Below are 24,496 nucleotides of genomic sequence, written 5' to 3' on the forward strand. Positions count from 1 at the left end.
GTGATGCCGTGGTGACGCGGTGTGGCTCCGGCGCCGGGCGTCCCTCAGCTGTTGACGTAGCCGTCGTCACGCTCGAAGCGAGGAAGTGGGGCCCGTGACAACCTTCTCCATCTCCGCTGTGGTCCTGTTGGGGATTCTGCTCATCGTGTTCATCAGGAACAAGAGCATGAAACTGGGCTACACGGTTCTGGCCATACTCTTCGGCTTCTTCTTGGCGAAGACTTCGGCGGCGGCCCCCATCCAGACCTTCCTCACCCAGATCGCCAACACGGTCAACCAGATCACGCACTGACCACCTGAGCAGCGGTCAGAGCGGTCAGAGCAGCCGGCGCAGCAGGGCCATGGGCGCGGGCGACTGACTCCGCGTCCGTGCGCCCGCAGGGGGCGCCGGAACGGAGGGCGTCGCCGTCGGCGCGGCTTCTGCGTCCCGCAACGCGTCCGGGTCCCGGGTGAGCAGCAGGAAGCACCGCGCCCAGGCGAGGTGCTGCCCGCGCGGCCAGCCGAGCGCCCGCAGCGCGGCGGAGGCGGCGGGCGCCGGCTCGCCGTCGACGCGTACCTCGGCGACCTCGTCGCCCTCGCGTCCCCCGAAGAAGACCCGCACCCCGTGCAGCGAGTGCGCGCCCAGGTGCGGCAGCACCTCCGCGGCGAGCGCGGGCAGCAGGTGGTTGCCCTCCACCCAGGCACTGAGCGGCTCGCTGCGGAAGCCGAAGACCGCCGCCGGGCCCTGCACCGAATGCCATTCGGGCACCCCCGCGGGCACCCCGGGCGGAAAGACGTCACCGTGCACGCCGCGCCGCTCCAGCAGCTCGACGACCGCGCCGGCGGTCGTGGTGCGCCACATCCGGACGCCGTTCTCCAGCCGCTGCTCCTCGGTGCGGCCCAGCCCGCTCACGCAGTCCCAGACGACCGGCCCCTCGCCGTCGCCCAGCCGCAGCACGTAGCCGAGGTCGAGGTGCGGGGCGGAGCCGGGATCGCGGTGCTCGCGCACGGCCACGGCGGTGCTCCCGGGGCCGCGCACGACCTGCTCCTCGACCCGGAACCGGCGCCCGAGCGCGGCCATCTCCCGCACCACGCTGCGCCGAATCACGTCCAGCCGCTGCTCGGCCCGCACCCTGCCGCCTCTCGTGAAGCCCCTGTGAAGCCGCGCTGAGCGTACCGCGCATACGTCCCCACGGACCCTGATGGAGCGCTAAGGTCTGCCCCCACTCCCGGGGCCGCCCCCGGGTGGGCGCCGAACGCCGCCGGAACGCAGAACGGCCCCAGCTCTGCGACCGAGTCGCTGAGCTGGGGCCGGACTGTTGGAGCGGGCGACGGGAATCGAACCCGCGTAGCTAGTTTGGAAGACTAGGGCTCTACCATTGAGCTACGCCCGCGGGGCTTGCGCCGGGGATCAGGGTAGCGGACGCAGGCCGCCGGATGCACACCACTTGACCTGGGCGGCGTCGAAGCAGAATTCGCATGGGTGGCGCCCGTGCAGCATGTACGCTACGTCTCGCGAGACGAACGGGGTGTGGCGCAGTTTGGTAGCGCGTCCGCTTTGGGAGCGGAAGGTCGTCGGTTCGAATCCGGTCACCCCGACCATTCACGGGCGAACGCACCCGTCCTGAGCTGCGAGAACAGCGGCCGGGGCCGTCGGGGCGAAGGCTGATTGTGGTACCGGTAGGATGGGTCGCTGGTGGCGTCTGCGCACCGCGGCGAGATCGCGGGTGCGCGGGGTCCACCGACCAGCCCGGCGGGCGATTAGTCACAAGGACGCATCACCCGTCTCGCCGTGTGCCCGAAGACCGGGCCGTGGCGGACAACCCGACCGTAAAGCCCCCAAGGAGACCCAACCGTGAAGAGCGCCGTGGAGACTCTGAACCCGACCCGGGTTCGACTCACCGTCGAGGTGCCCTTCGAGGAGCTCAAGCCCAGCCTCGACGCGGCGTACAAGAAGATCAACCAGCAGGTCACGGTTCCGGGTTTCCGTAAGGGCAAGATCCCGGCTCGCGTCATCGACCAGCGTTTCGGCCGCGGTGCCGTGCTGGAGGAGGCCGTCAACGACGCGCTGCCGAAGTTCTACGGCCAGGCGGTCGAAGAGGGCAAGATCGACGTCCTCGGCCAGCCGGAGATCACCGAGATCGAGGGTGTCGAGAAGCTCGCCGACGGCGGCGACCTGAAGTTCACCGCCGAGGTGGACATCCGTCCCGAGATCACCCTGCCCGAGTTCGACGGCATCGAGATCGAGGTCGACCCGATCGAGGTCACCGACGAGGACGTCGAGAAGAGCCTGGAGCAGCTGCGCGAGCGCTTCTCCTCGGTCAAGGCCGTCGAGCGCGCCGCCGCCGAGGGCGACGTCGTGGTCGTGGACCTCGAGGCCAAGGTCGACGGTGAGGTCCCCGAGGACGGCACCGCCACCGGCGTGACCTACGAGATCGGCTCCGGCCGCCTGCTGGACGGCATCGACGAGGCCGTCATCGGCCTGGAGGCCGGCGGCACGGCGACCTTCACCACCGAGCTCAAGGGCGGCTCCGCCGCGGGCCAGGACTCCGAGGTCACCGTCACCGTCACCGCGGTGCAGGAGAAGGAGCTCCCGGAGCTGGACGACGAGTTCGCCCAGATGGCCAGCGAGTTCGACACCCTGGACGAGCTGAAGGACGACTCCCGCAAGCGGCTCGCCCGCATGAAGGAGTTCGACCAGGCCACCCAGGCCCAGGAGCGCGTCCTCGACAAGCTGCTCGAGCTGGTCGAGATGCCCTACCCGGAGAAGCTGCTCGCGGACGAGATCGAGACCCGCAAGCACAACCTGGAGCACCACCAGCTGCCCCAGATGGGCATCGACATGGACGCCTGGCTGAAGCTTCAGGAGAAGACGGCCGAGGAGTTCGACGCCGAGCTCGAGGAGCAGGCCAAGAAGGGCATCAAGACCCAGTTCGTGCTGGACGCCATCGCGGCCAAGGAGGAGCTGGGTGTCTCCCAGGAGGAGCTCACCGAGCACCTGCTGCGCCGCGCCGCCGGCTCCGGCATGACGCCGGACCAGTTCGCCCAGCAGGTCGTCCAGGGCGGCCAGGTGCCGCTGCTCGTCGGTGAGGTCGTCCGCGGAAAGGCCCTGGCGTCCGTCGTCGAGGCCGCCAAGGTCGTCGACACCGAGGGCAACGTCGTCGACTTCGCCGACGACGAGGACGAGGACGGCGAGGTCTCCGAGGCCGTCGAGACCGTCGAGGTCGAGGCCGCCGCCGAGGAGACCGAGGAGGCCTGAGCCTCCCCGCGTTGACCTGAAACAGGGCCCGGACCGCTCCACGCGGTCCGGGCCCTGTCGTGTATGCGCGTGTTCGCGCAGAGCACGACGCGTGACGCTCAAAGCGAACAGGTCGGTTTTGAGGGATGGCCGGACCAGGGCCGCGCGTTAGGGTCGGTGGAAACGCTGTGACGGCGGCCCTCGACGACCAGCCGTCGTGTCAACAACGAGCAGGTGGATACGTGACGATTCCGCAGATCTCCATGCCCGGGCTTGTGACCCCGCGTGCCGCCGGCGACATCGGCGGTGGCGGTCTGGGAGACCAGGTCTACAACCGTCTGCTCAACGAGCGCATCATCTTCCTCGGCCAGCAGGTCGACGACGACATCGCGAACAAGATCACCGCGCAGCTGCTGCTGCTCGCCGCGGACCCGGAAAAGGACATCTTCCTTTACATCAACTCCCCGGGCGGCTCGGTGACGGCCGGCATGGCGATCTACGACACCATGCAGTACATCAAGAACGACGTGGTCACCATCGCGATGGGCATGGCCGCCTCGATGGGCCAGTTCCTCCTCACGGCCGGTGCCAAGGGCAAGCGATTCGCGCTGCCGAACGCCGAGATCCTGATGCACCAGCCCTCGGCCGGCCTCGGCGGCTCCGCGACCGACATCCGCATCCAGGCCCAGCAGTTGGTCCGGATGAAGCACCGGATGGCCGAACTCATCGCCGAGCACAGCGGTCAGACGGTGGATCAGATCACCAAGGACTCCGACCGCGACCGCTGGTTCACCCCGGTCGAGGCCAAGGAGTACGGCCTGATCGACCAGATCATGCACAGCGCCTCGGACGTCCCCGGTGGCGGCGGCACGGGCGCCTGAGCCCCTCTGCACCACCACCCAGTCGCCCCCCAGTCGACCATCGTCCCGGAGGACGGAAGAACCCGATGAACATCCCCAGCCTGTCCGCCGCGCAGTCGCGCGTCGACAACATGATCGCCGAGGGCCGGTACATCCTGCCCAGCTTCGTCGAGCGCACCTCGCAGGGTTACCGCGAGTACAACCCCTACGCCAAGCTCTTCGAGGAGCGCGTGATCTTCCTGGGCACCCAGGTCGACGACGCCTCGGCGAACGACATCATGGCCCAGCTGCTGTGCCTGGAGTCGATGGACCCGGACCGGGACATCTCCATGTACATCAACTCGCCCGGCGGCTCCTTCACCGCGCTCACGGCGATCTACGACACGATGCAGTACGTCAAGCCCGACATCCAGACGGTCTGCATGGGCCAGGCGGCCTCCGCCGCGGCCGTGCTGCTGGCGGCCGGCACCCCGGGCAAGCGCATGGCGCTGCCGAACGCCCGCGTGCTGATCCACCAGCCGTACACCGAGACCGGCCGCGGCCAGGTCTCGGACCTGGAGATCCAGGCCAACGAGATCCAGCGCATGCGCGAGCTGCTGGAGGAGCTGCTCTCCAAGCACTCGCACAAGAGCCAGCAGGAGATCTCCGAGGACATCGAGCGAGACAAGATCCTCACCGCCGAGGAGTCCCTGCAGTACGGCTTCATCGACCAGATCATCACCACCCGCAAGACCGAAGCGGTCTGATCGCCGGCGCCCAGCTGAGACCAGTACCACGCAGCCAGACCGCCCCCCGCTCTTGGAGCCGGGGGCGGCGCCTGGCACCATCGTCAGTACCGACATCCTGATCCGGCCGATTCGTTTATTCGCCCAGGGCGGAAGTGGGAAGCCGTCGAACACGGCGAATCGCGGCTCCTGACGGAGTACCGTCGGATACCAAGCACCAGGCTCCCGCCCCTTAGGGAGCCTTTGGCGAAGGGGAAGCACCTCGTGGCACGCATCGGTGACGGTGGCGACCTGCTCAAGTGCTCGTTCTGCGGCAAGAGCCAGAAGCAGGTGAAGAAGCTCATTGCCGGGCCCGGCGTGTACATCTGCGACGAGTGCATCGACCTGTGCAACGAGATCATCGAGGAAGAGCTCGCGGAGACCTCCGAGGTCCGTTTCGAGGAGCTGCCCAAGCCCCGCGAGATCTACGAGTTCCTCGACGGTTACGTCGTCGGCCAGGAGGTCGCCAAGAAGGCCCTCTCCGTCGCCGTCTACAACCACTACAAGCGCGTGCAGGCGGGCGAGAACGGCAAGCACGGCCGCGACGACGGCATCGAGCTGGCCAAGTCCAACATCCTGCTGCTGGGCCCCACCGGCTCCGGCAAGACGCTGCTGGCGCAGACCCTGGCCCGGATGCTGAACGTGCCGTTCGCGATCGCGGACGCCACGGCGCTGACGGAGGCCGGCTACGTCGGCGAGGACGTCGAGAACATCCTGCTCAAGCTGATCCAGGCGGCCGACTACGACGTCAAGAAGGCCGAGACCGGGATCATCTACATCGACGAGATCGACAAGGTCGCCCGCAAGAGCGAGAACCCGTCGATCACCCGTGACGTCTCCGGCGAGGGCGTGCAGCAGGCGCTGCTGAAGATCCTCGAGGGGACGACGGCCTCGGTGCCGCCGCAGGGCGGGCGCAAGCACCCGCACCAGGAGTTCATCCAGATCGACACCACGAACGTGCTGTTCATCGTGGGTGGCGCCTTCTCCGGCCTGGAGCGCATCATCGAGGGCCGCGCGGGCAAGAAGGGCATCGGCTTCGGCGCCCCGATCCGCTCCAAGCACGAGATCGACTCCAGCGACCTGTTCCGCGAGGTCATGCCGGAGGACCTGGTCAAGTTCGGCATGATCCCCGAGTTCATCGGCCGTCTGCCGGTGATCACTTCGGTGCACAACCTCGACCGGGACGCGCTGCTGCAGATCCTCACCGAGCCGAAGAACGCGCTGGTCAAGCAGTACCGGCGGCTGTTCGAGCTGGACGGCGTGGAGCTGGAGTTCACCACCGAGGCCCTGGAGGCCATCGCCGACCAGGCGATCAAGCGCTCCACCGGCGCCCGCGGTCTGCGCGCGATCATGGAGGAGGTGCTGATGTCCGTGATGTACGAGGTGCCCTCGCGCAAGGACGTCGCCCGCGTGGTCGTCGACGACGACGTGGTCCTCAAGCACGTGAACCCGACGCTGGTCCCGCGCGACCTGCGCGCCCAGCGCGAGCGCCGCGAGAAGAGCGCCTGAGAACGCAGCCGAAGGGGGTCCGGGGCTTCGCCCCGGGCCCCCTTTCGCGTTACTTCGCGACGGCGACCGAGTTGATCACCACGTTGTCGTTCGGCTTGCCGTCGCCCTGGCCGTTGGAGTTGTCACTCCCGTCCCGGGCGATGTGGTTGAGGATGTCCAGCCCCGAGGTGATGGTGCCGAACGGGGTGTAGTTCGCCGAGAGCTGGCTGTCCTTGTAGACCAGGAAGAACTGCGAACCATTGGTGTTGGGGCCCGAGTTGGCCATGGCCAGGGTGCCTGCCGGGTAGGTGCCGCCCTGGATCGCCGGGTCGTTCAGGTACTCGTCGTCGAACTTGTAGCCCGGGCTGCCGGTGCCCGTCGCCGTCGGGTCGCCGCACTGCAGCACGTAGATGCCGGCGGTGGTGAGCCGGTGGCAGTGGCTGTGGTCGAAGAAGCCCTGCTGGGCCAGGAAGACGAAGTTGTTCACCGTCTTCGGCGCGTGCGTGGCGTCCAGCTTCAGGCCGACGTCACCGCAGGAGGTCTTCAACGTGGCCGTGTAGGTCGCCTTGGTGTCGATGCTCATCGCCGGGGGCTGCGGCCACTGCTTGTTGCTCGGGCTGCCCGAGGCGACGTTGCCGCAGAACGCCCCACCGGCCGTGCTGGACGACGACTTCGACGAGCCGAGTGTCGCCCACAGGATGCCGCCGACGGCGAGCAGCACCACCAGCACCGCCGCGCCGATGCCCAGCGTCCTGCGCTGCCGCGCCTTGGCCTTCTCCTGGGCGCGCAGCGCCTCCATCCGCGCCCGCCGAGCGGCGCCCGGGTCCTCGCTCACGTGTGCTTCCTCTCGACCTTGCCTGTCTGTCAGGGCACAAGTGTGGCCGGTGCGGGGCGTGGGGCACGCACAAGGGGCCGCCGTTTCGCCGAACGAAAGCGTTCGTGACCATGGGCCGCCGCACTCTAAACTTGCCGTCGTGACCGAAATGAACCAGCACCCCGCCGACGCCGGGGTCGACAGCGCCCTCGAGACATTGCCGACGCAGTACGCGCCGGCTCAGGTAGAGGGGCCGCTGTACGAGCGCTGGGTAGAGCGCGGTTACTTCCGGGCCGACGAGAAGAGCGACAAGCCGCCGTACACGATCGTCATCCCGCCGCCGAACGTCACCGGTTCGCTGCACCTGGGCCACGCCTTCCAGCACACGCTGATGGACGCCCTCGTCCGCCGCAAGCGCATGCAGGGCTACGAGGCCCTGTGGCTGCCGGGCATGGACCACGCGGGCATCGCCACCCAGAACAAGGTCGAGCAGCAGCTCGCCGAGGAGGGCCTGTCCCGCCACGACATCGGCCGCGAGGCCTTCGTCGAGCGCACCTGGCAGTGGAAGCAGGAGTACGGCGGCCGGATCCTCGGCCAGATGAAGCGCCTGGGCGACGGCGTGGACTGGTCCCGTGAGCGCTTCACCATGGACGAGGGGCTGTCCGCGGCCGTCCTCACCATCTTCAAGCAGCTCTTCGAGGACGGGCTGATCTACCGCGCCGAGCGCATCATCAACTGGTGCCCGCGCTGCCTCACCGCGCTGTCCGACATCGAGGTCGAGCACGAGGACCGCGACGGCGAGCTGATCTCCATCCGCTACGGCGAGGGGGACGACAGCATCGTCGTCGCGACCACCCGCGCCGAGACGATGCTGGGCGACACCGCGGTGGCGGTCCACCCGGAGGACGAGCGTTACGCGCACCTGATCGGCCGTCAGATCAAGCTGCCGCTCACCGACCGCACCATCCCGGTCGTCGCCGACGAGCACGTCGACCCGGAGTTCGGCACCGGCGCGGTCAAGGTCACCCCCGCCCACGACCCGAACGACTTCGAGATCGGGCGTCGCCACGACCTGCCCAACCTCACGGTCATGGACGAGCGCGGCCTGATCACCGTGCACGGCCCCTTCCTCGGGCTCGACCGCTTCGAGGCCCGCTCGGCCGTCGTCGGCGCGCTGCGCGAGCAGGGTCGCATCGTCGCCGAGAAGCGCCCGTACGTCCACGCCGTCGGCCACTGCTCGCGCTGCCACACGGTCGTCGAGCCGCGGCTGTCGATGCAGTGGTGGGTCAAGGTCGCCCCGCTGGCCGAGGCCGCCGGCGACGCGGTCCGTGACGGCCGCGTCCAGATCCACCCGAAGGAGCTGGAGCGCCGCTACTTCGACTGGGTCGACAACATGCACGACTGGTGCATCTCGCGCCAGCTGTGGTGGGGCCACCGGATCCCGATCTGGTACGGCCCGGACGGCGAGGTCGTCTGCGTCGGCCCGAACGAGGAGCCGCCGACGGGCGAGGGCTGGCGTCAGGACGAGGACGTCCTCGACACCTGGTTCTCCTCCGGCCTGTGGCCGTTCTCGACGCTGGGCTGGCCCGAGCAGACGCCGGACCTGGCCAAGTTCTACCCGACCGACGTGCTGCTGACCGGCCACGACATCATCTTCTTCTGGGTCGCCCGGATGATGATGTTCGGCCTGTACGCGATGGACGGTCAGGCGCCGTTCCACACCATCGCCCTGACCGGCCTGGTGCGCGACGAGTTCGGCAAGAAGATGTCGAAGTCCAACCCGAACGCGGTCGACCCGCTGGACTGGATGGACGCCTACGGCGCGGACGCGGTCCGCTACACCCTGGCCAAGGGCGCCAACCCCGGCGCGGACGTGCCGATCGGCGAGGACTGGGTCCAGGGCTCGCGCAACTTCTGCAACAAGGTCTGGAACGCCACCCGCTTCGCGCTGATGAACGGCGCGACCGTGGAGGGCCCGCTCCCGGCCGCGGAGCAGCTGAGCGCCGCCGACCGCTGGATCCTGTCGCGGCTCAACGAGACCGTCGCCGAGGTGGACGGCCTCTACGACGACTACCAGTTCGCCAAGCTGTCCGACGCGCTGTTCCACTTCGCCTGGGACGAGGTCTTCGACTGGTACGTCGAGCTGACCAAGTCCACGCTGGCGGCCGGTGGCCCTGCCGCCGACGCCACGCGGCGCGTGCTGGGCGAGGTGCTGGACGTGACGCTGCGTCTGCTGCACCCGATCACGCCGTTCGTGACGGAGGCGCTGTGGACCACGCTCACCGGCGGCGAGTCGGTCGTCATCGCCCCGTGGCCGGCCGACAGCGGCTTCCGTGACAAGGACGCGGAGAAGGAGATCGAGCTGCTGCAGCAGGTCATCACCGAGGTCCGCCGCTTCCGCTCCGACCAGGGCCTCAAGCCCGGCCAGAAGGTCGCGGCCCAGCTGACGCTGTCCGGCACCCCGCTGGTCGCCCACGAGGGCGCGCTGCGGTCGCTGGCCCGCCTCACCCCGGCGGAGGAGGGCTTCCACGCGACGGCCACCCTCCCGATCGCGGGCGCGACGGTCGCGCTGGACCTCTCCGGCGCGATCGACGTCGAGGCCGAGCGCAAGCGCCTCGGCAAGGACCTGGCGGCGGCGGAGAAGGAGCTGGCCCAGGCCAACGCGAAGCTCTCCAACGAGGCCTTCCTCGCCAAGGCGGCCCCGGCCGCGGTCGACAAGATCCGCGGCCGCCTCGCCAAGGCGACCGAGGACATCGAGCGCCTCACGGCGCAGCTGGCGGCTCTCCCGAAGGCGTAGCCGTCAGGGCGCGGGGTGCTGCCGGCCGGCAGCACCCCGCGCTTTTGCGTGCTGCGGGTACACCTGGTCGGAAAGGTGCGGGGACGTCCGTAAACTTGCGACGTGAGCGACACCGAGCTGAACGCGGTAACCGCGGAACTGACCGGCAAGTGGCCGGAGACCAAGATCGATCCCTCGTTGGAGCGGATCACGGCCCTGATGGACATCCTGGGCCAGCCTCAACGGTCCTACCCGTCCATCCACATCACCGGCACGAACGGCAAGACCAGCACGGCGCGCATGATCGAGCAGCTGCTGCGCAGCTTCGAGCTGCGCACCGGCCGCTACACCAGCCCGCACGTCGAGTCCATCACCGAGCGCATCAGCCTCGACGGTGAGCCGATCAGCCCCGAGCTGTTCATCCAGACGTACGAGGACATCAAGCCGTACATCGCCATGGTCGACGCCCAGCAGCCGATCCCGATGTCCTTCTTCGAGGTCGTCACCGGCATGGCGTACGCCTGCTTCGCGGACGCCCCGGTCGACGTCGCCGTTGTCGAGGTCGGGATGGGCGGCACCTGGGACGCGACCAACGTCATCGACGCGGTCGTCTCCGTGATCACCCCGATCTCGCTGGACCACACCGACCACCTCGGCGACACCCACGCCGCGATCGCGGGCGAGAAGTCCGGGATCGTCAAGGAGGGCGGCCTCGCCGTCGTCGCCCAGCAGCCGTTGGACGCCGCCGAGGTGATCCTGCGTCGCGCCGTCGAGGTCGACGCGACGGTCGCCCGTGAGGGCATGGAGTTCGGCGTGCTGCGGCGCGACGTCGCGGTCGGCGGCCAGCTGGTCACCCTCCGGGGGATCGGCGGTCACGAGTACGAGGACGTCTTCCTCCCGCTGCACGGCGCCCACCAGGCGCAGAACGCGGCGATCGCGCTGGCCGCGGTCGAGGGCTTCTTCGGCGTGGGCGCCGCGCACCACGGGTCGCTGGACATCGACAAGGTCCGTGCGGCCTTCGCCGGCGTCAGCTCGCCCGGCCGCCTCGAGGTCGTCCGCCGCAGCCCCACCATCGTCCTGGACGCCGCCCACAACCCGGGCGGAGCCCGGGTAACGGCCGATGCGATCGGCGAGTCCTTCGGTTTCACCCGGCTGGTCGGCGTGTTCTCGCCGTCGGGCGGCAAGGACGTCAGCGGTGTCCTGGAGGCCCTGGAGCCGGTCCTGGCCGAGATCGTGGTCACCCAGAACTCCACGCAGCGTGCGATGGACGTCGACCGCCTCGCCGAGATCGCCGTCGACGTCTTCGGGGCCGACCGCGTCCACGTCGAGCCCCGCCTCGACGACGCCATCGAAGCCGCGGTCACCCTCGCCGAGGAGGAGGGCGACCTCGGCGGCGCGGGCGTCCTCGTCACCGGCTCCATCATCACCGTCGGCGAGGCCCGCATCCTGCTCGGCAAGAAGTAGAGCCTCGCGCCCCTGGCGTCCGCCCTCCGAACGGCGGCGTCTAAGCTGTCTCCGTGCGTACCCTCTGTTCCTCCACGCTGATCAGCGAAGCCATGGTCATCGGCTTCGCCGCGCTCGTCGCGATGCGGCTCTCGCATGTGTCCGCGGCGACGCTGTGGTCGGTGTCGGGCGCGGCGATGCTGCTCTGCGTGCTGCTGTGCGGCGTGCTCGGTCGGCGCGGCGCGGTGGCCGTCGGGTGGGCGCTGCAGATCGCGCTGATCGCCAGTGGCGCGATTGTCGGAATGATGTACGGACTCGGCGTGATCTTCGCCGGTCTGTGGTGGGCGTCCGTCCACTACGGCCGGAAGATCGACACGATCAAGGCCACCCGTGCGGCCCAAGCCGCACAGGCGTAGCACAGCACCCCGCGCGGGTGAATCCAAAAGGACTCCCGCCGCGAAAGTTGTGACACCCCTCCGGTAGTCTCAGTGTCGATCATCACATCACGAACTCCCGGGAGTCGTCCCATGTCCTCGACGTCCCAGCGCACGCTGGTCCTGCTCAAGCCCGACGCCGTGGCCCGGGGCCTGATCGGCGAGATCGTCTCCCGGATCGAGCGGAAGGCGAACTGGCGTATCGCGGCCATGGAGCTGCGCACCCTGGACACCGCGACGCTGGAGCAGCACTACGCCGAGCACGTCGGCAAGCCGTTCTACGAGCCGCTGATGGGCTTCATGTCCTCCGGTCCGTCGGTGGCCATGATCGTCGAGGGTGAGAGCGTCATCGAGGGCATTCGGGTCCTCGCCGGCAAGACCAACCCGCTCGAGGCCGGCCCCGGCACCATTCGCGGGGATTTCGCCACGATCACCCGGGAGAACCTCATCCACGCCTCGGACTCCGAGGAGTCCGCCGCGCGCGAGATCAAGATTTTCTTTCCCGCTCACGCCTGATCGCGCCTGATCGCGCCTGATCACGCCTGAGCCGCGTCACCGCACACCTTTCTCACGGAATTTCCACGGTCCGTACCCGGACCGTGGAGAACCGAACGCCGACACACGGCGTCCCAATGGCGGGATATCCGATCGTCTGCACGGACAATGGCGATAAAGGTCCCGTCGCTACCATGGTGACTGCCCGACGGCAGCTTCGTTCATGGTCAGTAACTGACGGCCAGTGAGTCGGCGTTCCGCCTGCATCCGCCGCCGTCGCACCCGAAAACCGCGAGCCCGGGAAGGCCCCCACCCCATGGCGAACAACATGTCGTTCATCGGCCGTGACATGGCTGTGGACCTCGGTACGGCCAATACGTTGGTGTACGTCAGGGGCCGAGGGATCGTCCTCAACGAACCGTCAGTGGTGGCCGTCAACACCAATACCGGCGGCATCCTCGCGGTGGGCGCCGAGGCCAAGAAGATGATCGGGCGCACGCCCGGCAACATCGTCGCGATCCGCCCGCTCAAGGACGGCGTTATCGCCGACTTCGAGATCACCGAGCGGATGCTCCGCTACTTCATCCTGAAGATCCACCGCCGCCGCTACCTGGCCCGTCCGCGGGTCGTGGTCTGCGTGCCCAGCGGCATCACCGGGGTCGAGCGCCGCGCCGTGATCGAGGCGTCGGCGCAGGCCGGCGCGCGCCAGGTGCACATCATCGAAGAGCCCATGGCGGCCGCGATCGGCGCGGGCCTGCCGGTCCACGAGGCCACCGGCAACATGGTCGTCGACATCGGCGGCGGCACCACCGAGGTGGCGGTGATCTCGCTGGGCGGCATCGTCACCGCGCAGTCCATCCGGGTGGCCGGCGACGAGCTGGACAACGCGATCATCCAGCACATCAAGAAGGAGTACTCGCTCCTCCTGGGTGAGCGCAGCGCCGAGCAGATCAAGATGACCATCGGTTCCGCCTACCCCAGCGACGGGGACAAGGAGGAGCACAGCGAGATCCGCGGCCGCGACCTGGTCAGCGGACTCCCCAAGACGGTCGTCATCTCCGCCGCCGAGGTGCGCGAGGCGATCGAGGAGCCGGTCAACACCATCATCGACGCCGTCAAGACCACCCTGGACCAGTGCCCGCCGGAACTCGCCGGTGACATCATGGACCGCGGCATCGTTCTCACTGGTGGTGGCGCCCTGTTGCGCAACCTGGACGAGCGGCTGCGCCGCGAGACCGGCATGCCGGTGCACATCGCCGAGAACCCGCTGGACTCCGTCGCGCTCGGCTCCGGCAAGTGCGTCGAGGAGTTCGAGGCGCTCCAGCAGGTCCTCGACGCCCAGCCGCGCCGCTGAACCCAAGCAAGGCCAATCCGCTCACTTCGCGTCACGACCTGAAGGGCTCCGCCGAGAACCGTGAGGGACACACGAGAGAGCCGACTCCTGCTGATCCTGCTGGTGGCGGTCGCGTTCGCGTTGATCACCGTGGACATCCGCGGGGGTGACGACTCGCCGCTGAACGGGCCGCGTTCCGCCGCCGCCTCGGTGTTCGGGCCGGTGGAGAGCGGCGTGTCACGGCTGGTCAGCCCGGTCGCCGACGGCCTGCACTCGCTGCGGGACTCCGGCAGCCAGGCCGACCGGATCCGCGCGCTGGAGCAGCAGAACGAGCTGCTGCGTCAGCAGCTGTCCTCCTCCGACCTGGTGAAGTCCCGCGACGGCCAGCTGTCCAAGCTGCTGGGGCTGGCGGGGGCGGGCCAGTACACGATCAAGGTCGCCCAGGTCGTGGCCATAGGGTCCAGTCAGAACTTCTCCTGGACCATCACCATCGACATCGGCAGCAACGACGGCATCCAGCGCGACCAGACCGTCATCAACGGCGACGGCCTGGTCGGCCGGGTCACCACCGTCGCGCCGACCACCGCCACGGTGCTGCTCGCGGTGGACCCGCGGTTCACCGTCGGCGCCCGACTGGAGGGCAGCGGCGAGGTCGGCTTCGGCACCGGTGAGGGCGACGCCCCGATGCGGGTGGAGCTGCTCAACGGCCACGCCGCCGCCAAGGTGGGGGACCGGCTGGTCACCTTCGGCTCCGAGAACGACAAGCCGTTCGTGCCGGGCGTTCCGTTCGGCACGATCACCCAGATCGTCAACACCCCCGGCGAGCTGACGAAGACGGTGCTGGTCCAGCCGTTCGTCAGCTTCACCAAGCTGGACCTGGTCGGCGTCGTGGTGCAGCCGCCGGCGACGGACCCGCGCTTCGCGGTGCTGCCGCCGAAGCAGGCCCCGCCCGCGCCGTCCCCCACGCCGACCCCGTCGGCGACCGCCACGCCGTCCGGCACCGCGAAGAAGAAGAGGTGACGGTATGATCCAGCGCTTCCTGCTCTCCGCGGCGCTCATCGTGGCCGCGATGGTCGTCCAGGTCAGCATCCTGGCCCGGCTGGGCCTGCCCGGCGCCGTGCCGGACCTGCTGCTGCTCGTCGTGATCGGCCTCGCGCTGGTCTACGGGCACGTCACCGGTTGCCTGATCGGCTTCTTCGGCGGCCTGTTCATCGACCTCGCCCCGCCGTCCGACCACGCGGTCGGCCGCTACGCGCTGGTGCTCTGCGTCGTCGGCTACGTCGCGGGTCTGCTCAAGCCGGAGAACGGCCAGCTGCGCTCGGTGCTGACGCCGCTGATGGTGGTCGCCGCCGCGGCCGTCGGCTCCACGCTGCTCTACGCGGGCGTCGGGGCGCTCGTCGGTGACACCGCCGCCCGGCACGTCGGGCTGACCGGGCTGCTGTTCTCCTCGCTGATCTACGACGTGCTGCTCGCGCCGTTCGTCGTGCCCGGCGTCATGGCGCTGGCCCGACGCACCGTCACCGACCCGGCCGCGGGCGGCGCCGGGCAGGGACCCGCGCCCAAGATGCGCCGGATCGGCCTGAACCGGCGCGGCACCTTCTTCGCCGACCGCGGTACCCGCACCGGCGGCACCTCCGGCCTCGGCACCGTCCCCGGCTTCGGCTCGGGCTCCGGTACGGGCAGCAAGCCCGGCCGCGGCGGCCGGCTCAGCCGTCTGGCCGGCAAGGCACTCAAGAACTAGTCCGAGCGGAACCGCGGAACCAGGAGGGGAACCGACGTGGGCAACATCCCGGAGACGGGCCGCACCCGGAAGATCACCGGCCGGCTGCTGGTGCTCCAGGTGCTGGTCCTCTCCCTGCTCGGCACGCTGGGTGGCCGGCTCTGGTACCTGCAGATCCGTGACGGCGCCTCGTACGTCCAGCAGGCCTCGTCCAACCACATCCGCACCGTCGTCGTCCCGGCCGTGCGCGGCGAGATCCTCGACGCCAACGGAGTGCCGCTGGCCACCAACACCACCAAGCTGGTCGTCTCCGTCTCCCGCACCTCGTTGATAGGGCAGAAGGACGGCGGCAAGGCCGTGCTGACCCGGCTCGGACAGGTGCTCGGCCTCGGTTACCAGCAGGTGGAGGAGAAGGTCCGGCTCTGCGACGCCAAGACCCCGGCGCCGTGCTGGAACGGCTCGCCCTACCAGCCGATCCCGGTGACGCAGACGGCCACCACCCAGCAGGCCATGCAGATCATGGAGCGCCAGGAGGACTTCCCCGGCGTCACCGCCACCCCGGCCGCCGTGCGCACCTACCCGGCGCCCGACAAGGCCAACGCGGCGCAGATACTGGGTTATCTCTCCCCGGTCACCCAGGACGAGATCAACGCCGCCACCGACCCGAGCGGCAAGTCGTCGCTCGCCCCGTCCGACCAGGTCGGCCGCGCCGGTCTGGAGTACCAGTACGACAAGGCGCTGCGCGGCACCAACGGCACCAGCAACCTCGAGGTGGACAACCTCGGCCGGGTCATCGGCACCGCCGGCGGCAACGCCGCGGTCCCGGGCGACTCGGTGGTCACCAGCATCGACGCCCGCGTCCAGGCCATCGCCGAGCAGCAGTTGCAGCAGGCGCTGATCACCCTGCGCGGCACCTACGACACCGTCACCCACGAGAACTTCAAGGCCGACTCCGGCGCGGTCGTGGTGATGGACGTGCACACCGGCAAGATCATCGCCATGGCGAGTGCGCCGACCTACGACCCGAACATCTGGTCCGGCGGCATCTCGGCCAAGGACTACGCCAACCTGAACAGCACGTCCTCGGACTACCCGATGCTGAACCGGGCGATCCAGGGCCAGAGCGCGCCGGGTTCGACCTTCAAGGTGGTCAGCACGACCGGCGCCCTCAACGCGGGCTACAACTTCGACTCGACGTTCCCCTGCACCTCGTCGATGACCATCGGCGGGCGTGTCTTCAAGAACTTCGAGGGCGAGAACTTCGGCGCCATCAACCTGTCGAAGGCGCTCGAGGTCTCCTGCGACACCGTCTTCTACAACATCGCCTACCAGCAGTGGCTCTCCGACGGCGGCACCAAGCCGAAGGCCCCGAAGGACTGGCTGTTCAAGACCGCGCACCAGTTCGGTCTCGGCGCCGTGACCGGCATCGACCTGCCGGGCGAGGTCAAGGGCCGCGTCCCGGACCGTCAGTGGCACATCGACTACTACAACGCCATGAAGGACACCTGGTGCAAGCAGGCCAAGACGGAGACCGACGCGTACCTGAAGGCCATCGCCACCGAGGACTGCGCCGACTTCGCCACGCTGCGAGCCGGTGACGAGGTCAACTACGCGATCGGCCAGGGTGACACGCTGGTCACCCCGATCCAGATGGCCCGGATCTACTCGGCGCTGGCCAACGGCGGCACGATCTACCAGCCGGAGCTGACCAAGGCCATCGTCAGCCCTGGCGGCAAGCAGGTGCAGACGGTCCAGCCGGTCGTCCAGGGCCACCTGCCGGACACCCCGGCGATGATCAGCTACATCGACCAGGCCACCGCCAACGTCGTGACCAGCGGTACCGCCGCCTGGAAATTCCAGGGCTGGCCGCAGGACAAGATCCAGCTGCACGCCAAGACCGGTACCGCGGAGGTCGTCGGCAAGCAGACCACGTCCTGGTTCGACACGTACACCAAGGACTACGCGATCGTGATGACGATCTCTCAGGGTGGTACGGGTTCCGGCGGTTCCGGTCCGGCGGTGCGCAACATCTACAACGCGCTCTACGGCATCCAGGCCAACAACTCGATCGACCCGAGCAAGGCGATCCACCCGCCGGCGCTGAACCAGCTGCCGGCCTTCCACGCCGACGGCACCGTCACCAGCCCGGTCGACTACAGCGTGCCGCAGCTGCCGCAGGCGACCGAGCCCGACCGGCAGGCGCCGCTGCTCGCCGCGCTGGACATCGCCGCCCTCGCACCTGAGCGGAGGGCCGACGGATGGCAGGCCTGAACCCCTCCTGGTCCGCGCCGCGTTACCGGCCCCAACGGGACGGGATGGCGCGGCTGCTCGAACGCGACTCACCGCTGCGGCGGATGGACTGGGTCCTGGTGCTGGCCGCGCTGGCGCTCTCCGGCATCGGCTCGCTGTTGGTCTGGTCCGCGACGCGCTCCCGGGTCGAGATCAACCACGGCGACCCGCAGTACTTCCTGGTTCGCCACCTGGTGAACCTCGCGATCGGCATCGGCCTCACCGCCGGCATCGTGCTGCTCGGCCACCACCGGCTGCGCACCGCCGTGCCGTTCCTCTACGGCCTGTCGATCCTCGGCGTCCTCGCCGTCCTGAGCCCACTCGGCTCGACGGTGAACGGCGCGCACTCGTGGATCGTCCTCGGCGGCGGCTTCTCCATGCAGCCCTCGGAGTTCTGCAAGATCTCCATCATCCTGATCGTCGCGACGATACTGTCCGCGCGCGTCGACGCGGGGGAGATGCAGCGGCCCAACAGCCGCTCCATCCTCCAGGCGCTCGGCCTGGCCGCGGTGCCGATGGGCATCGTGCTGATGATGCCGGACCTGGGCTCGACCATGGTCATGGTCGTCATCATCCTGGGCCTGCTGCTCGCCTCGGGCGCCTCCATGCGCTGGCTGGCCGGCCTCGCCGTGGTCGGCACGATCGGCGCCACCGCGGTGGTCCAGCTGCACATCCTGAAGCAGTACCAGATCGCCCGCTTCGCGGCCTTCGCCGACCCCACGCTCGACCCGGCCGGCGTCGGCTACAACACCGCGCAGGCCCGCATCGCGATCGGCTCCGGCGGCCTGCTCGGCAAGGGCCTCTTCCACGGCACCCAGACCACCGGCCAGTTCGTCCCCGAGCAGCAGACCGACTTCGTCTTCACCGTCGCGGGCGAGGAGCTCGGCTTCGTCGGCTGCATGGTGATCATCGGTCTGCTCGGCATCATCCTGTGGCGCGCCTGCCGCATCGCCCGCGAGGCGACGGACCTCTACAGCACCATCCTGGCGGCGGGCGTGGTGACCTGGTTCGCCTTTCAGGGCTTCGAGAACATCGGCATGACGCTGGGCATCATGCCGGTCGCGGGCATCCCGCTGCCGTTCGTCAGCTACGGCGGCTCGTCGATGTTCGCGATCTGGATCGGGATCGGCTTGCTGCAGTCGGTGAAGATACAGCGGTCGATAGCGGGATAGTGCAACGGAGCGAATCCGGCGACGTCGGGCCTCGCCTCCGGACCCCACGCGGGCCATGCGACCGAGAATCGGTCCCATGGCCCGCGTTTCGCTTTCCATGATCGTGAAGGACGAGGCGGAGTCGATCGCCGCCGTCCTCGCCGACGCCTCCGTCTTCTGCGACGAACTCGTGGTGGCCGACACCGGCAGCACCGACGGCACCCAGGAGCTCGCCCGCGCCGCCGGCGCCCGCGTCGTCGACGTCCCGTGGACGGACGACTTCGCCGCCGCGCGCAACGCCAGCCTCGACGCCTGCGGCGGCGACTGGATCATCTGGCTCGACGCCGACGACCGCGTCCCTCCGGCCGCGCAGCAGGCGTTCGTGCGCGTGCTCGCGGAGCTGGAGGAGGACGTCGACGCGCTGATCTCGCCGTACCACTGCGCCTTCGACGAGAACACGGGTGCGCCCACCTTCACCACCCTGCGCGAACGCGTGCTGCGCCGTGCCGCCGGCCTGCGCTGGGCCGGGGCGATCCACGAGGTCGTGGACATCACGCAGGCCCGTATCCGCGAGGTCCCGCAGCTGGTGGTCGAGCACCGTCGGACCGAGGCGCAGGCCGCCGCGGACGAGGGGCGCAATCTGCGCATCCTGGAGAAGCTTTACGCGGGCGGCGACCGCTCCCCCCGCACGCTCTACTACCGCGCCAACGAGCTGCGCGATCTGGGCCGCCACGAGGAGGCGGAGGTGGCTTACGCGGAAGTCCTGACGCTGTCTCAACCCGCCTGGGAGCGGTACTTCGCGCTGATGTCGCGGGCGGAGTGCCTGCAGGCCGTCGGTCGCAGCGCGGAGGCCGGGGAGGTGGCGGTGCAGGCCGTGCTGCTGGACCCGACCCGCCCCGAGGCATGGATGGTGGCCGGCATGATCCCCTACGAGCAGTGTGACTGGGCCCGCGCGGTGCCGTTCTTCAGCGCGGCGGCGGCGGCACGGTCGCGCCCGTCCGAGGGCTTCGTCCGCGACCGCGACCACGGCTGGGCTCCCTGGGACTTTCTCTCCGTCTGCCTCGGCAACTCGGGCCGCCACGAGGAGGCGCTGCAGGCAGGCGTGCGCGCGCTGCGCGACAACCCGCAGGCGGAGAGGGTGCGCGCCAACCTCGGATGGTTCGTCAGCGAGCTTCCTGTGTCGGATTCAACTTCCTAGGGCCCTTTGGTCGTCCGCTGTACCCCGACCGAATGGTGTGGTCATCGGATAGTGATACGGATGGTGCCCCGGGTGGGATCTGACGCCTCGACATCGCGGAACCAGTGAATGCGAGGCAGAAGTGAATTCGGATCACCAGGGCTCCAGACCCGTGCCGCGGACGTTCGCACGAGTGGCCGTGGGAGTCGGCGGCGTCGCCGCGCTCACGGGCGCGCTGCTGACTCCGCAGGTGACGGCGATCGCCGCGGAAGTCGCGGCGACGCACACCTCCGTCGTCCTGAAGGCCCCCGCGCCCGCCAGGCCCGTCCTCGTGCACCGGGCGGTCCCTGCGCCTGCGCCGGACTGGGGCAAGCCGCCGCCCAAGAAGCACAAGTGCCACGAGCACGAGAAGCACTGCAAGTGCCCGCCCGGCGCCCGCGGCCCCAAGGGCCCACCCGGCGCGAAGGGCGCCACCGGCCCCAAGGGTGCGACGGGTGCGACGGGTCCGACGGGTAACAACGGTGTGACGGGTGCGACGGGTCCGACTGGCAACGGCGCGACGGGTGCCACGGGTCCGACGGGTAACAACGGTGCGACGGGTGCCACGGGTCCGACGGGCAACAACGGCGCGACGGGTGCCACGGGTCCGACTGGCAACGGCGCGACGGGTGCCACGGGTCCGACGGGCAACAACGGTGCGACCGGTGCCACGGGTCCGACGGGCAACAACGGTGCGACCGGCGCCACCGGCCCGACGGGCAACAATGGCGCGACCGGCGCCACCGGCCCGACCGGAAACACGGGTGCCACGGGCGCCACCGGCGCGACGGGTGCATCCGGCACCTGCCAGAACATCGACACCTGGGTGCACGGGTCCATCCTCTACACCGGTGTCGTCAAGAACGGTCACATCGATGTCGGCGACATGAAGGACGCGCCTCCCGGCGGTGCCACTGTGTGGGTCCAGACCCAGGCCATCGGGACGAACATCACGCCCTGCGGCGTGGGCTTGTCCGACCACGGCAACACGCTCTTCGTGGAGGCCTACACCACCGGTGGCGCCGTCTACGGAACCACCTGCGACTTCGCCACCGGCGCGAGCCCCGGGCACCCGGCGAAGGACGTGTCCTGCCCGAACGGCTGGACGGAGATCACGGCGCAGCCGATGACCGTCCGGCACATCCCGCCGGAGCTGCCGGCGGCCCGCCCCGTGGAGTGACGAGGCGCTCCGCACGCCCCGCCCTGCCCCGCGTCTGTGCGGGGCAGGGCGGGGCGTGCGATCAGCCCTGCCCCGGGAAGCGGTACGCGTCGACCTCCGCGAGCAGTGCCTTGCGCCGCTCCTCGTCGTCCTCCAGGAACGAGGCCTCGAAGGAGTTGCGGGCCAGCACCCGCAGCTGGCTGTCCGTCAGGTCCAGCGCCTCGCGGATCCCGGCGAAGTTCTCGTCCACGTAGCCGCCGAAGTACGCCGGGTCGTCCGAGTTGACCGTCACCAGCAGCCCGGCCGCGAGCATCGCCGGCAGCGGGTGGTCGGCGAGGGTGTCCACACACCGCAGCCGGACGTTCGAGAACGGGCAGACGGTCAGCGGGATCCGCTCCCGCACCAGCCGCTCCACCAGCTCCGGGTCCTCTATGGCCCGGATGCCGTGGTCGATCCGCTCGACCCCCAGCACGTCCAGCGCCTCGCGCACGTACTCGGGGCCGCCCTCCTCGCCCGCGTGGGCGACCAGGCGCAGGCCGGCCTCGCGGGCCAGCCGGTAGACGTCCGCGAACTTCGACGCCGGGTTCCCGACCTCCGCCGAGTCCAGGCCCACACCCGCGATGGCCACGCCGAAGTATGGCCGGCAGGCCTCGAAGGTCGCGAGCGCCGACTCCTGCGGCAGGTCCCGCAGGAAGCACATGATCAGCTTCGTGCTGATGCCGTGCCGCTCCGGCGCCGCGTCCAGCGCCCGCCGCAGGCCGCGCACCACCGCGTCCAGCTCCACGCCCCGCGAGGTGTGCGCCTGCGGGTCGAAGAAGATCTCCGCGTGCCGGACGCCCTCGCGCGCCGCGCGGGCGAGGTAGGCCTCGGCCAGCGCGGTGAAGTCGTCCTCGGTCCGCAGCACGTCCATCAGCTGGTAGTAGAGGTCAAGGAACGACTGCAGGTCGGAGAAGGCGTAGGCGGACCGCAGCTGCTCCGGGTCCGCGTAGGGCAGGTCCACCCCGTTGCGGTGCGCCAGCTCGAAGGCCAGCTCGGGCTCCAGCGTGCCCTCGATGTGCAGGTGCAGTTCCGCCTTGGGGATCGGTGACACAGCGCGACTACCTCTGGTGTGGTGCGGACAATCGGGTCAAACCACACACCCTAGACCCTGCGGTAACCTTGAGGGTCACCCCGGTGTCCACACGAAAGTCCCTACCTCTGATGCCTGTCGAGTCGGTCTTCCCGCGCCTGGAGGCCCTCCTCCCGCACGTCCAGAAGCCGATCCAGTACGTCGGCGGCGAGCTCAACTCGACCGTCAAGGACTGGGACGCCTCCGATGTCCGCTGGGCCCTCATGTACCCGGACGCGTACGAGGTCGGTCTCCCGAACCAAGGCGTCATGATCCTGTACGAGGTCCTCAACGAGCGCGAGGGTGTGCTGGCCGAGCGCACCTACAGCGTCTGGCCCGACCTCGAGGCGCTGATGCGCGAGCACGGCGTCCCGCAGTTCACGGTCGACGCCCACCGTCCGGTCAAGGCCTTCGACGTGTTCGGCCTGAGCTTCTCCACGGAGCTCGGCTACACGAACATGCTCACCGCCCTCGACCTGGCCGGCATTCCGCTGCTCGCGGCCGACCGTACCGAGGACGACCCGATCGTCCTGGCCGGCGGCCACGCCGCGTTCAACCCGGAGCCGATCGCGGACTTCCTCGACGCCGCCGTCGTCGGCGACGGCGAGCAGGCCGTCCTCGACATCACGGACATCATCCGCGCCTGGAAGGCGGAGGAGGGCCGCCCCGGCGGCCGGGACGAGCTGCTGCTGCGCCTGGCGCGCACCGGCAACGTCTACGTCCCGCGCTACTACGACGTCGAGTACCTGGCCGACGGCCGCATCGCCCGCGTGGTGCCGAACCGTCCGGGCGTGCCGTGGCGCGTGTCCAAGCACACCGTGATGGACCTCGACGAGTGGCCCTACCCGAAGCAGCCGCTGGTGCCGCTGGCGGAGACGGTCCACGAGCGCATGTCGGTGGAGATCTTCCGCGGCTGCACCCGCGGCTGCCGCTTCTGCCAGGCGGGCATGATCACCCGCCCGGTCCGCGAGCGCTCCATCACCGGCATCGGCGAGATGGTCGAGCGGGGCCTGAAGGCCACCGGCTTCGAGGAGGTCGGCCTGCTCTCGCTCTCCTCAGCCGACCACACCGAGATCGGCGACATCGCCAAGGGCCTGGCCGACCGGTACGAGGAGGACAAGGTCGGCCTCTCGCTGCCGTCCACCCGTGTCGACGCGTTCAACATCGACCTCGCCAACGAGCTCTCCCGCAACGGCCGCCGCTCGGGCCTGACCTTCGCCCCCGAGGGCGGCAGCGAGCGCCTGCGCAAGGTGATCAACAAGATGGTGTCCGAGGAGGACCTCATCCGCACGGTCGCCACCGCGTACGGCAACGGCTGGCGCCAGGTGAAGCTGTACTTCATGGCCGGTCTGCCCACGGAGACCGACGAGGACGTGATGCAGATCGCCGAGATGGCGAAGAACGTCATCGCCAAGGGCCGCGAGGTCACCGGCACCAACGACATCCGCTGCACGGTCTCCATCGGCGGCTTCGTGCCCAAGCCGCACACGCCGTTCCAGTGGGCGCCGCAGCTGGGCGTCGAGGAGACCGACGCGCGCCTGCTCAAGCTCCGCGACGCGATCCGCGGCGACCGCAAGTACGGCCGCAACATCGGCTACCGCTACCACGACGGCAAGCCCGGCCTCATCGAGGGCCTCCTCTCCCGCGGCGACCGCCGCGTCGGCGCGGTCATCCGCGCCGTCTACGAGGACGGCGGCCGCTTCGACGGCTGGCGCGAGCACTTCTCCTACGACCGCTGGATCCGCTGCGCCGAGACCGCCCTCGCCGGCACCGGCGTGGACGTGGCCTGGTACACCACCCGCGAGCGCCAGTACGAGGAGGTCCTCCCCTGGGACCACCTGGACTCCGGCCTCGACAAGGACTGGCTCTGGGAGGACTGGCAGGACGCCCTCGAAGAGGTCGAGGTCGACGACTGCCGCTGGACCCCGTGCTTCGACTGCGGGGTGTGTCCTCAGCTCGACACGCAGATTCAGATCGGCCCCACGGGCAAGAAGCTGCTGCCGCTGACGGTCGTCAACCAGTAGCGCGCGTCGCACGCACAGGGCGGCCCGGTCATCCGACCGGGCCGCCCTTTCGTGTGCTCAGGGCAGTTGACTGAGTGTCATCGCGGACGGGGGTTGGGCGGGGGTGCCGGTGCAGGACCAGTCGCCGGAGGGTTGGGCGGAGATGTCGGCGAGGCACTGGCCGAGGGCCTGTTGGCCGTAGGCGTTGGGGTGGAAGGACTCCTGC

20 protein-coding genes and 2 tRNA genes are annotated in these 24,496 nt (G+C 69.5%); 18 read left to right on the forward strand and 4 right to left on the reverse strand.

All coding sequences use genetic code 11. The annotated features are described in order from the left end of the window. Window positions 1-94 precede the first annotated feature (94 nt). The gene (locus DN069_RS11735; RefSeq protein ID WP_111500870.1) at window positions 95-292 is read left to right on the forward strand and encodes a hypothetical protein; all 198 of its coding nucleotides are present in this window, start codon (window positions 95-97) and stop codon (window positions 290-292) included. A gap of 24 nt (window positions 293-316) precedes the next feature. Here the strand turns inward: DN069_RS11735 and DN069_RS11740 are convergent, their stop codons facing one another. Both DN069_RS11740 and DN069_RS11745 read right to left on the reverse strand, forming a co-directional pair. Next, window positions 317-1,111 (reverse strand): DUF6348 family protein, encoded by a 795-nt coding sequence (locus DN069_RS11740; protein WP_111500871.1) that lies wholly within the window; start codon window positions 1,109-1,111, stop codon window positions 317-319. 188 nt (window positions 1,112-1,299) lie between these two features. Beyond that, window positions 1,300-1,373, reverse strand: a tRNA-Gly gene (locus DN069_RS11745). Window positions 1,374-1,504: 131 nt separating this feature from the next. Here DN069_RS11745 and DN069_RS11750 point away from each other — a divergent pair. From DN069_RS11750 to clpX, 5 genes are all read left to right on the forward strand, one after another. After that, window positions 1,505-1,581: transfer RNA gene (locus DN069_RS11750), tRNA-Pro, on the forward strand. A 253-nt stretch (window positions 1,582-1,834) separates the two neighbouring features. Then, entirely contained in the window at window positions 1,835-3,238 is a 1,404-nt protein-coding gene (tig, locus tag DN069_RS11755) for a trigger factor (RefSeq protein ID WP_111500872.1), read from the forward strand. A gap of 242 nt (window positions 3,239-3,480) precedes the next feature. Continuing rightward, window positions 3,481-4,098 (forward strand): ATP-dependent Clp protease proteolytic subunit, encoded by a 618-nt coding sequence (locus DN069_RS11760; RefSeq protein ID WP_042370496.1) that lies wholly within the window; start codon window positions 3,481-3,483, stop codon window positions 4,096-4,098. 65 nt (window positions 4,099-4,163) lie between these two features. Beyond that, the gene (locus DN069_RS11765) at window positions 4,164-4,823 is read left to right on the forward strand and encodes an ATP-dependent Clp protease proteolytic subunit (protein ID WP_111500873.1); all 660 of its coding nucleotides are present in this window, start codon (window positions 4,164-4,166) and stop codon (window positions 4,821-4,823) included. 243 nt (window positions 4,824-5,066) lie between these two features. Then, window positions 5,067-6,350, forward strand: coding sequence for an ATP-dependent Clp protease ATP-binding subunit ClpX (gene clpX / locus DN069_RS11770; RefSeq protein ID WP_042425335.1), 1,284 nt, complete (start codon window positions 5,067-5,069; stop codon window positions 6,348-6,350). A 49-nt stretch (window positions 6,351-6,399) separates the two neighbouring features. Here the strand turns inward: clpX and DN069_RS11775 are convergent, their stop codons facing one another. Next, on the reverse strand, window positions 6,400-7,164 hold the full coding sequence (locus DN069_RS11775) for a peptidylprolyl isomerase (protein WP_243639114.1): 765 nt from the start codon (window positions 7,162-7,164) through the stop codon (window positions 6,400-6,402). Window positions 7,165-7,312: 148 nt separating this feature from the next. Between DN069_RS11775 and DN069_RS11780 the strand changes: the two genes are divergently transcribed. The 11 genes from DN069_RS11780 (at window position 7,313) to DN069_RS40890 (ending at window position 21,180) form a co-directional block, all read left to right on the forward strand. Beyond that, on the forward strand, window positions 7,313-9,940 hold the full coding sequence (locus DN069_RS11780) for a valine--tRNA ligase (RefSeq protein WP_111500874.1): 2,628 nt from the start codon (window positions 7,313-7,315) through the stop codon (window positions 9,938-9,940). A gap of 102 nt (window positions 9,941-10,042) precedes the next feature. Next, window positions 10,043-11,383, forward strand: a complete 1,341-nt coding sequence (folC, locus tag DN069_RS11785) for a bifunctional tetrahydrofolate synthase/dihydrofolate synthase (protein WP_111500875.1) — start codon at window positions 10,043-10,045, stop codon at window positions 11,381-11,383. Window positions 11,384-11,436: 53 nt separating this feature from the next. Then, window positions 11,437-11,778 carry a DUF4233 domain-containing protein gene (locus DN069_RS11790; RefSeq protein ID WP_111500876.1) on the forward strand — a complete coding sequence of 114 codons (342 nt, stop codon included), beginning with the start codon at window positions 11,437-11,439 and terminating at the stop codon, window positions 11,776-11,778. A gap of 111 nt (window positions 11,779-11,889) precedes the next feature. Next, entirely contained in the window at window positions 11,890-12,312 is a 423-nt protein-coding gene (gene ndk, locus DN069_RS11795; protein WP_111500877.1) for a nucleoside-diphosphate kinase, read from the forward strand. Between the two features lie 307 nt (window positions 12,313-12,619). Then, window positions 12,620-13,645: a rod shape-determining protein gene (locus tag DN069_RS11800; RefSeq protein WP_111500886.1), complete on the forward strand. Its 1,026-nt coding sequence runs from the start codon at window positions 12,620-12,622 to the stop codon at window positions 13,643-13,645. A 60-nt stretch (window positions 13,646-13,705) separates the two neighbouring features. Continuing rightward, window positions 13,706-14,644, forward strand: a complete 939-nt coding sequence (gene mreC / locus DN069_RS11805; protein WP_111500878.1) for a rod shape-determining protein MreC — start codon at window positions 13,706-13,708, stop codon at window positions 14,642-14,644. A gap of 4 nt (window positions 14,645-14,648) precedes the next feature. Continuing rightward, window positions 14,649-15,365 (forward strand): rod shape-determining protein MreD, encoded by a 717-nt coding sequence (gene mreD, locus DN069_RS11810; RefSeq protein WP_111500879.1) that lies wholly within the window; start codon window positions 14,649-14,651, stop codon window positions 15,363-15,365. 36 nt (window positions 15,366-15,401) lie between these two features. After that, window positions 15,402-17,615, forward strand: a complete 2,214-nt coding sequence (gene mrdA, locus DN069_RS11815) for a penicillin-binding protein 2 (RefSeq protein ID WP_111500880.1) — start codon at window positions 15,402-15,404, stop codon at window positions 17,613-17,615. Further along, window positions 17,603-18,805 carry a rod shape-determining protein RodA gene (rodA, locus tag DN069_RS11820; RefSeq protein WP_111500881.1) on the forward strand — a complete coding sequence of 401 codons (1,203 nt, stop codon included), beginning with the start codon at window positions 17,603-17,605 and terminating at the stop codon, window positions 18,803-18,805. The genes mrdA and rodA overlap by 13 nt, the downstream gene beginning before the upstream one ends. Window positions 18,806-18,881: 76 nt before the next feature. Beyond that, window positions 18,882-19,982, forward strand: a complete 1,101-nt coding sequence (locus DN069_RS11825; protein ID WP_165845472.1) for a glycosyltransferase — start codon at window positions 18,882-18,884, stop codon at window positions 19,980-19,982. Between the two features lie 172 nt (window positions 19,983-20,154). Then, complete coding sequence (locus tag DN069_RS40890; RefSeq protein ID WP_207892125.1) at window positions 20,155-21,180, forward strand: collagen-like domain-containing protein; 1,026 nt, start codon at window positions 20,155-20,157, stop codon at window positions 21,178-21,180. A 61-nt stretch (window positions 21,181-21,241) separates the two neighbouring features. Here DN069_RS40890 and DN069_RS11835 read toward each other — a convergent pair whose 3' ends face one another. Continuing rightward, window positions 21,242-22,249, reverse strand: a complete 1,008-nt coding sequence (locus DN069_RS11835; RefSeq protein ID WP_111500883.1) for an adenosine deaminase — start codon at window positions 22,247-22,249, stop codon at window positions 21,242-21,244. 110 nt (window positions 22,250-22,359) lie between these two features. Between DN069_RS11835 and DN069_RS11840 the strand changes: the two genes are divergently transcribed. Next, window positions 22,360-24,291, forward strand: coding sequence for a TIGR03960 family B12-binding radical SAM protein (locus DN069_RS11840; protein WP_111500884.1), 1,932 nt, complete (start codon window positions 22,360-22,362; stop codon window positions 24,289-24,291). The last annotated feature ends 205 nt before the right edge of the window (window positions 24,292-24,496 follow it).

The sequence above is a fragment of the Streptacidiphilus pinicola genome (assembly GCF_003258295.1).
Lineage (GTDB): Bacteria > Actinomycetota > Actinomycetes > Streptomycetales > Streptomycetaceae > Streptacidiphilus > Streptacidiphilus pinicola.

Bases quoted from the DNA above. Each gene is read 5' to 3' on its own strand.
- DN069_RS11760 (WP_042370496.1), top strand. From the start codon at position 3,481: ATGCCCGGGCTTGTGACCCCGCGTGCCGCCGGCGACATCGGCGGTGGC.
- DN069_RS11765 (WP_111500873.1), top strand. From the start codon at position 4,164: ATGAACATCCCCAGCCTGTCCGCCGCGCAGTCGCGCGTCGACAACATG.
- DN069_RS11780 (WP_111500874.1), top strand. From the start codon at position 7,313: ATGAACCAGCACCCCGCCGACGCCGGGGTCGACAGCGCCCTCGAGACA.
- ndk (WP_111500877.1), top strand. From the start codon at position 11,890: ATGTCCTCGACGTCCCAGCGCACGCTGGTCCTGCTCAAGCCCGACGCC.
- DN069_RS11800 (WP_111500886.1), top strand. From the start codon at position 12,620: ATGTCGTTCATCGGCCGTGACATGGCTGTGGACCTCGGTACGGCCAAT.
- mreD (WP_111500879.1), top strand. From the start codon at position 14,649: ATGATCCAGCGCTTCCTGCTCTCCGCGGCGCTCATCGTGGCCGCGATG.
- rodA (WP_111500881.1), top strand. From the start codon at position 17,603: ATGGCAGGCCTGAACCCCTCCTGGTCCGCGCCGCGTTACCGGCCCCAA.
- DN069_RS11825 (WP_165845472.1), top strand. From the start codon at position 18,882: ATGGCCCGCGTTTCGCTTTCCATGATCGTGAAGGACGAGGCGGAGTCG.
- DN069_RS11840 (WP_111500884.1), top strand. From the start codon at position 22,360: ATGCCTGTCGAGTCGGTCTTCCCGCGCCTGGAGGCCCTCCTCCCGCAC.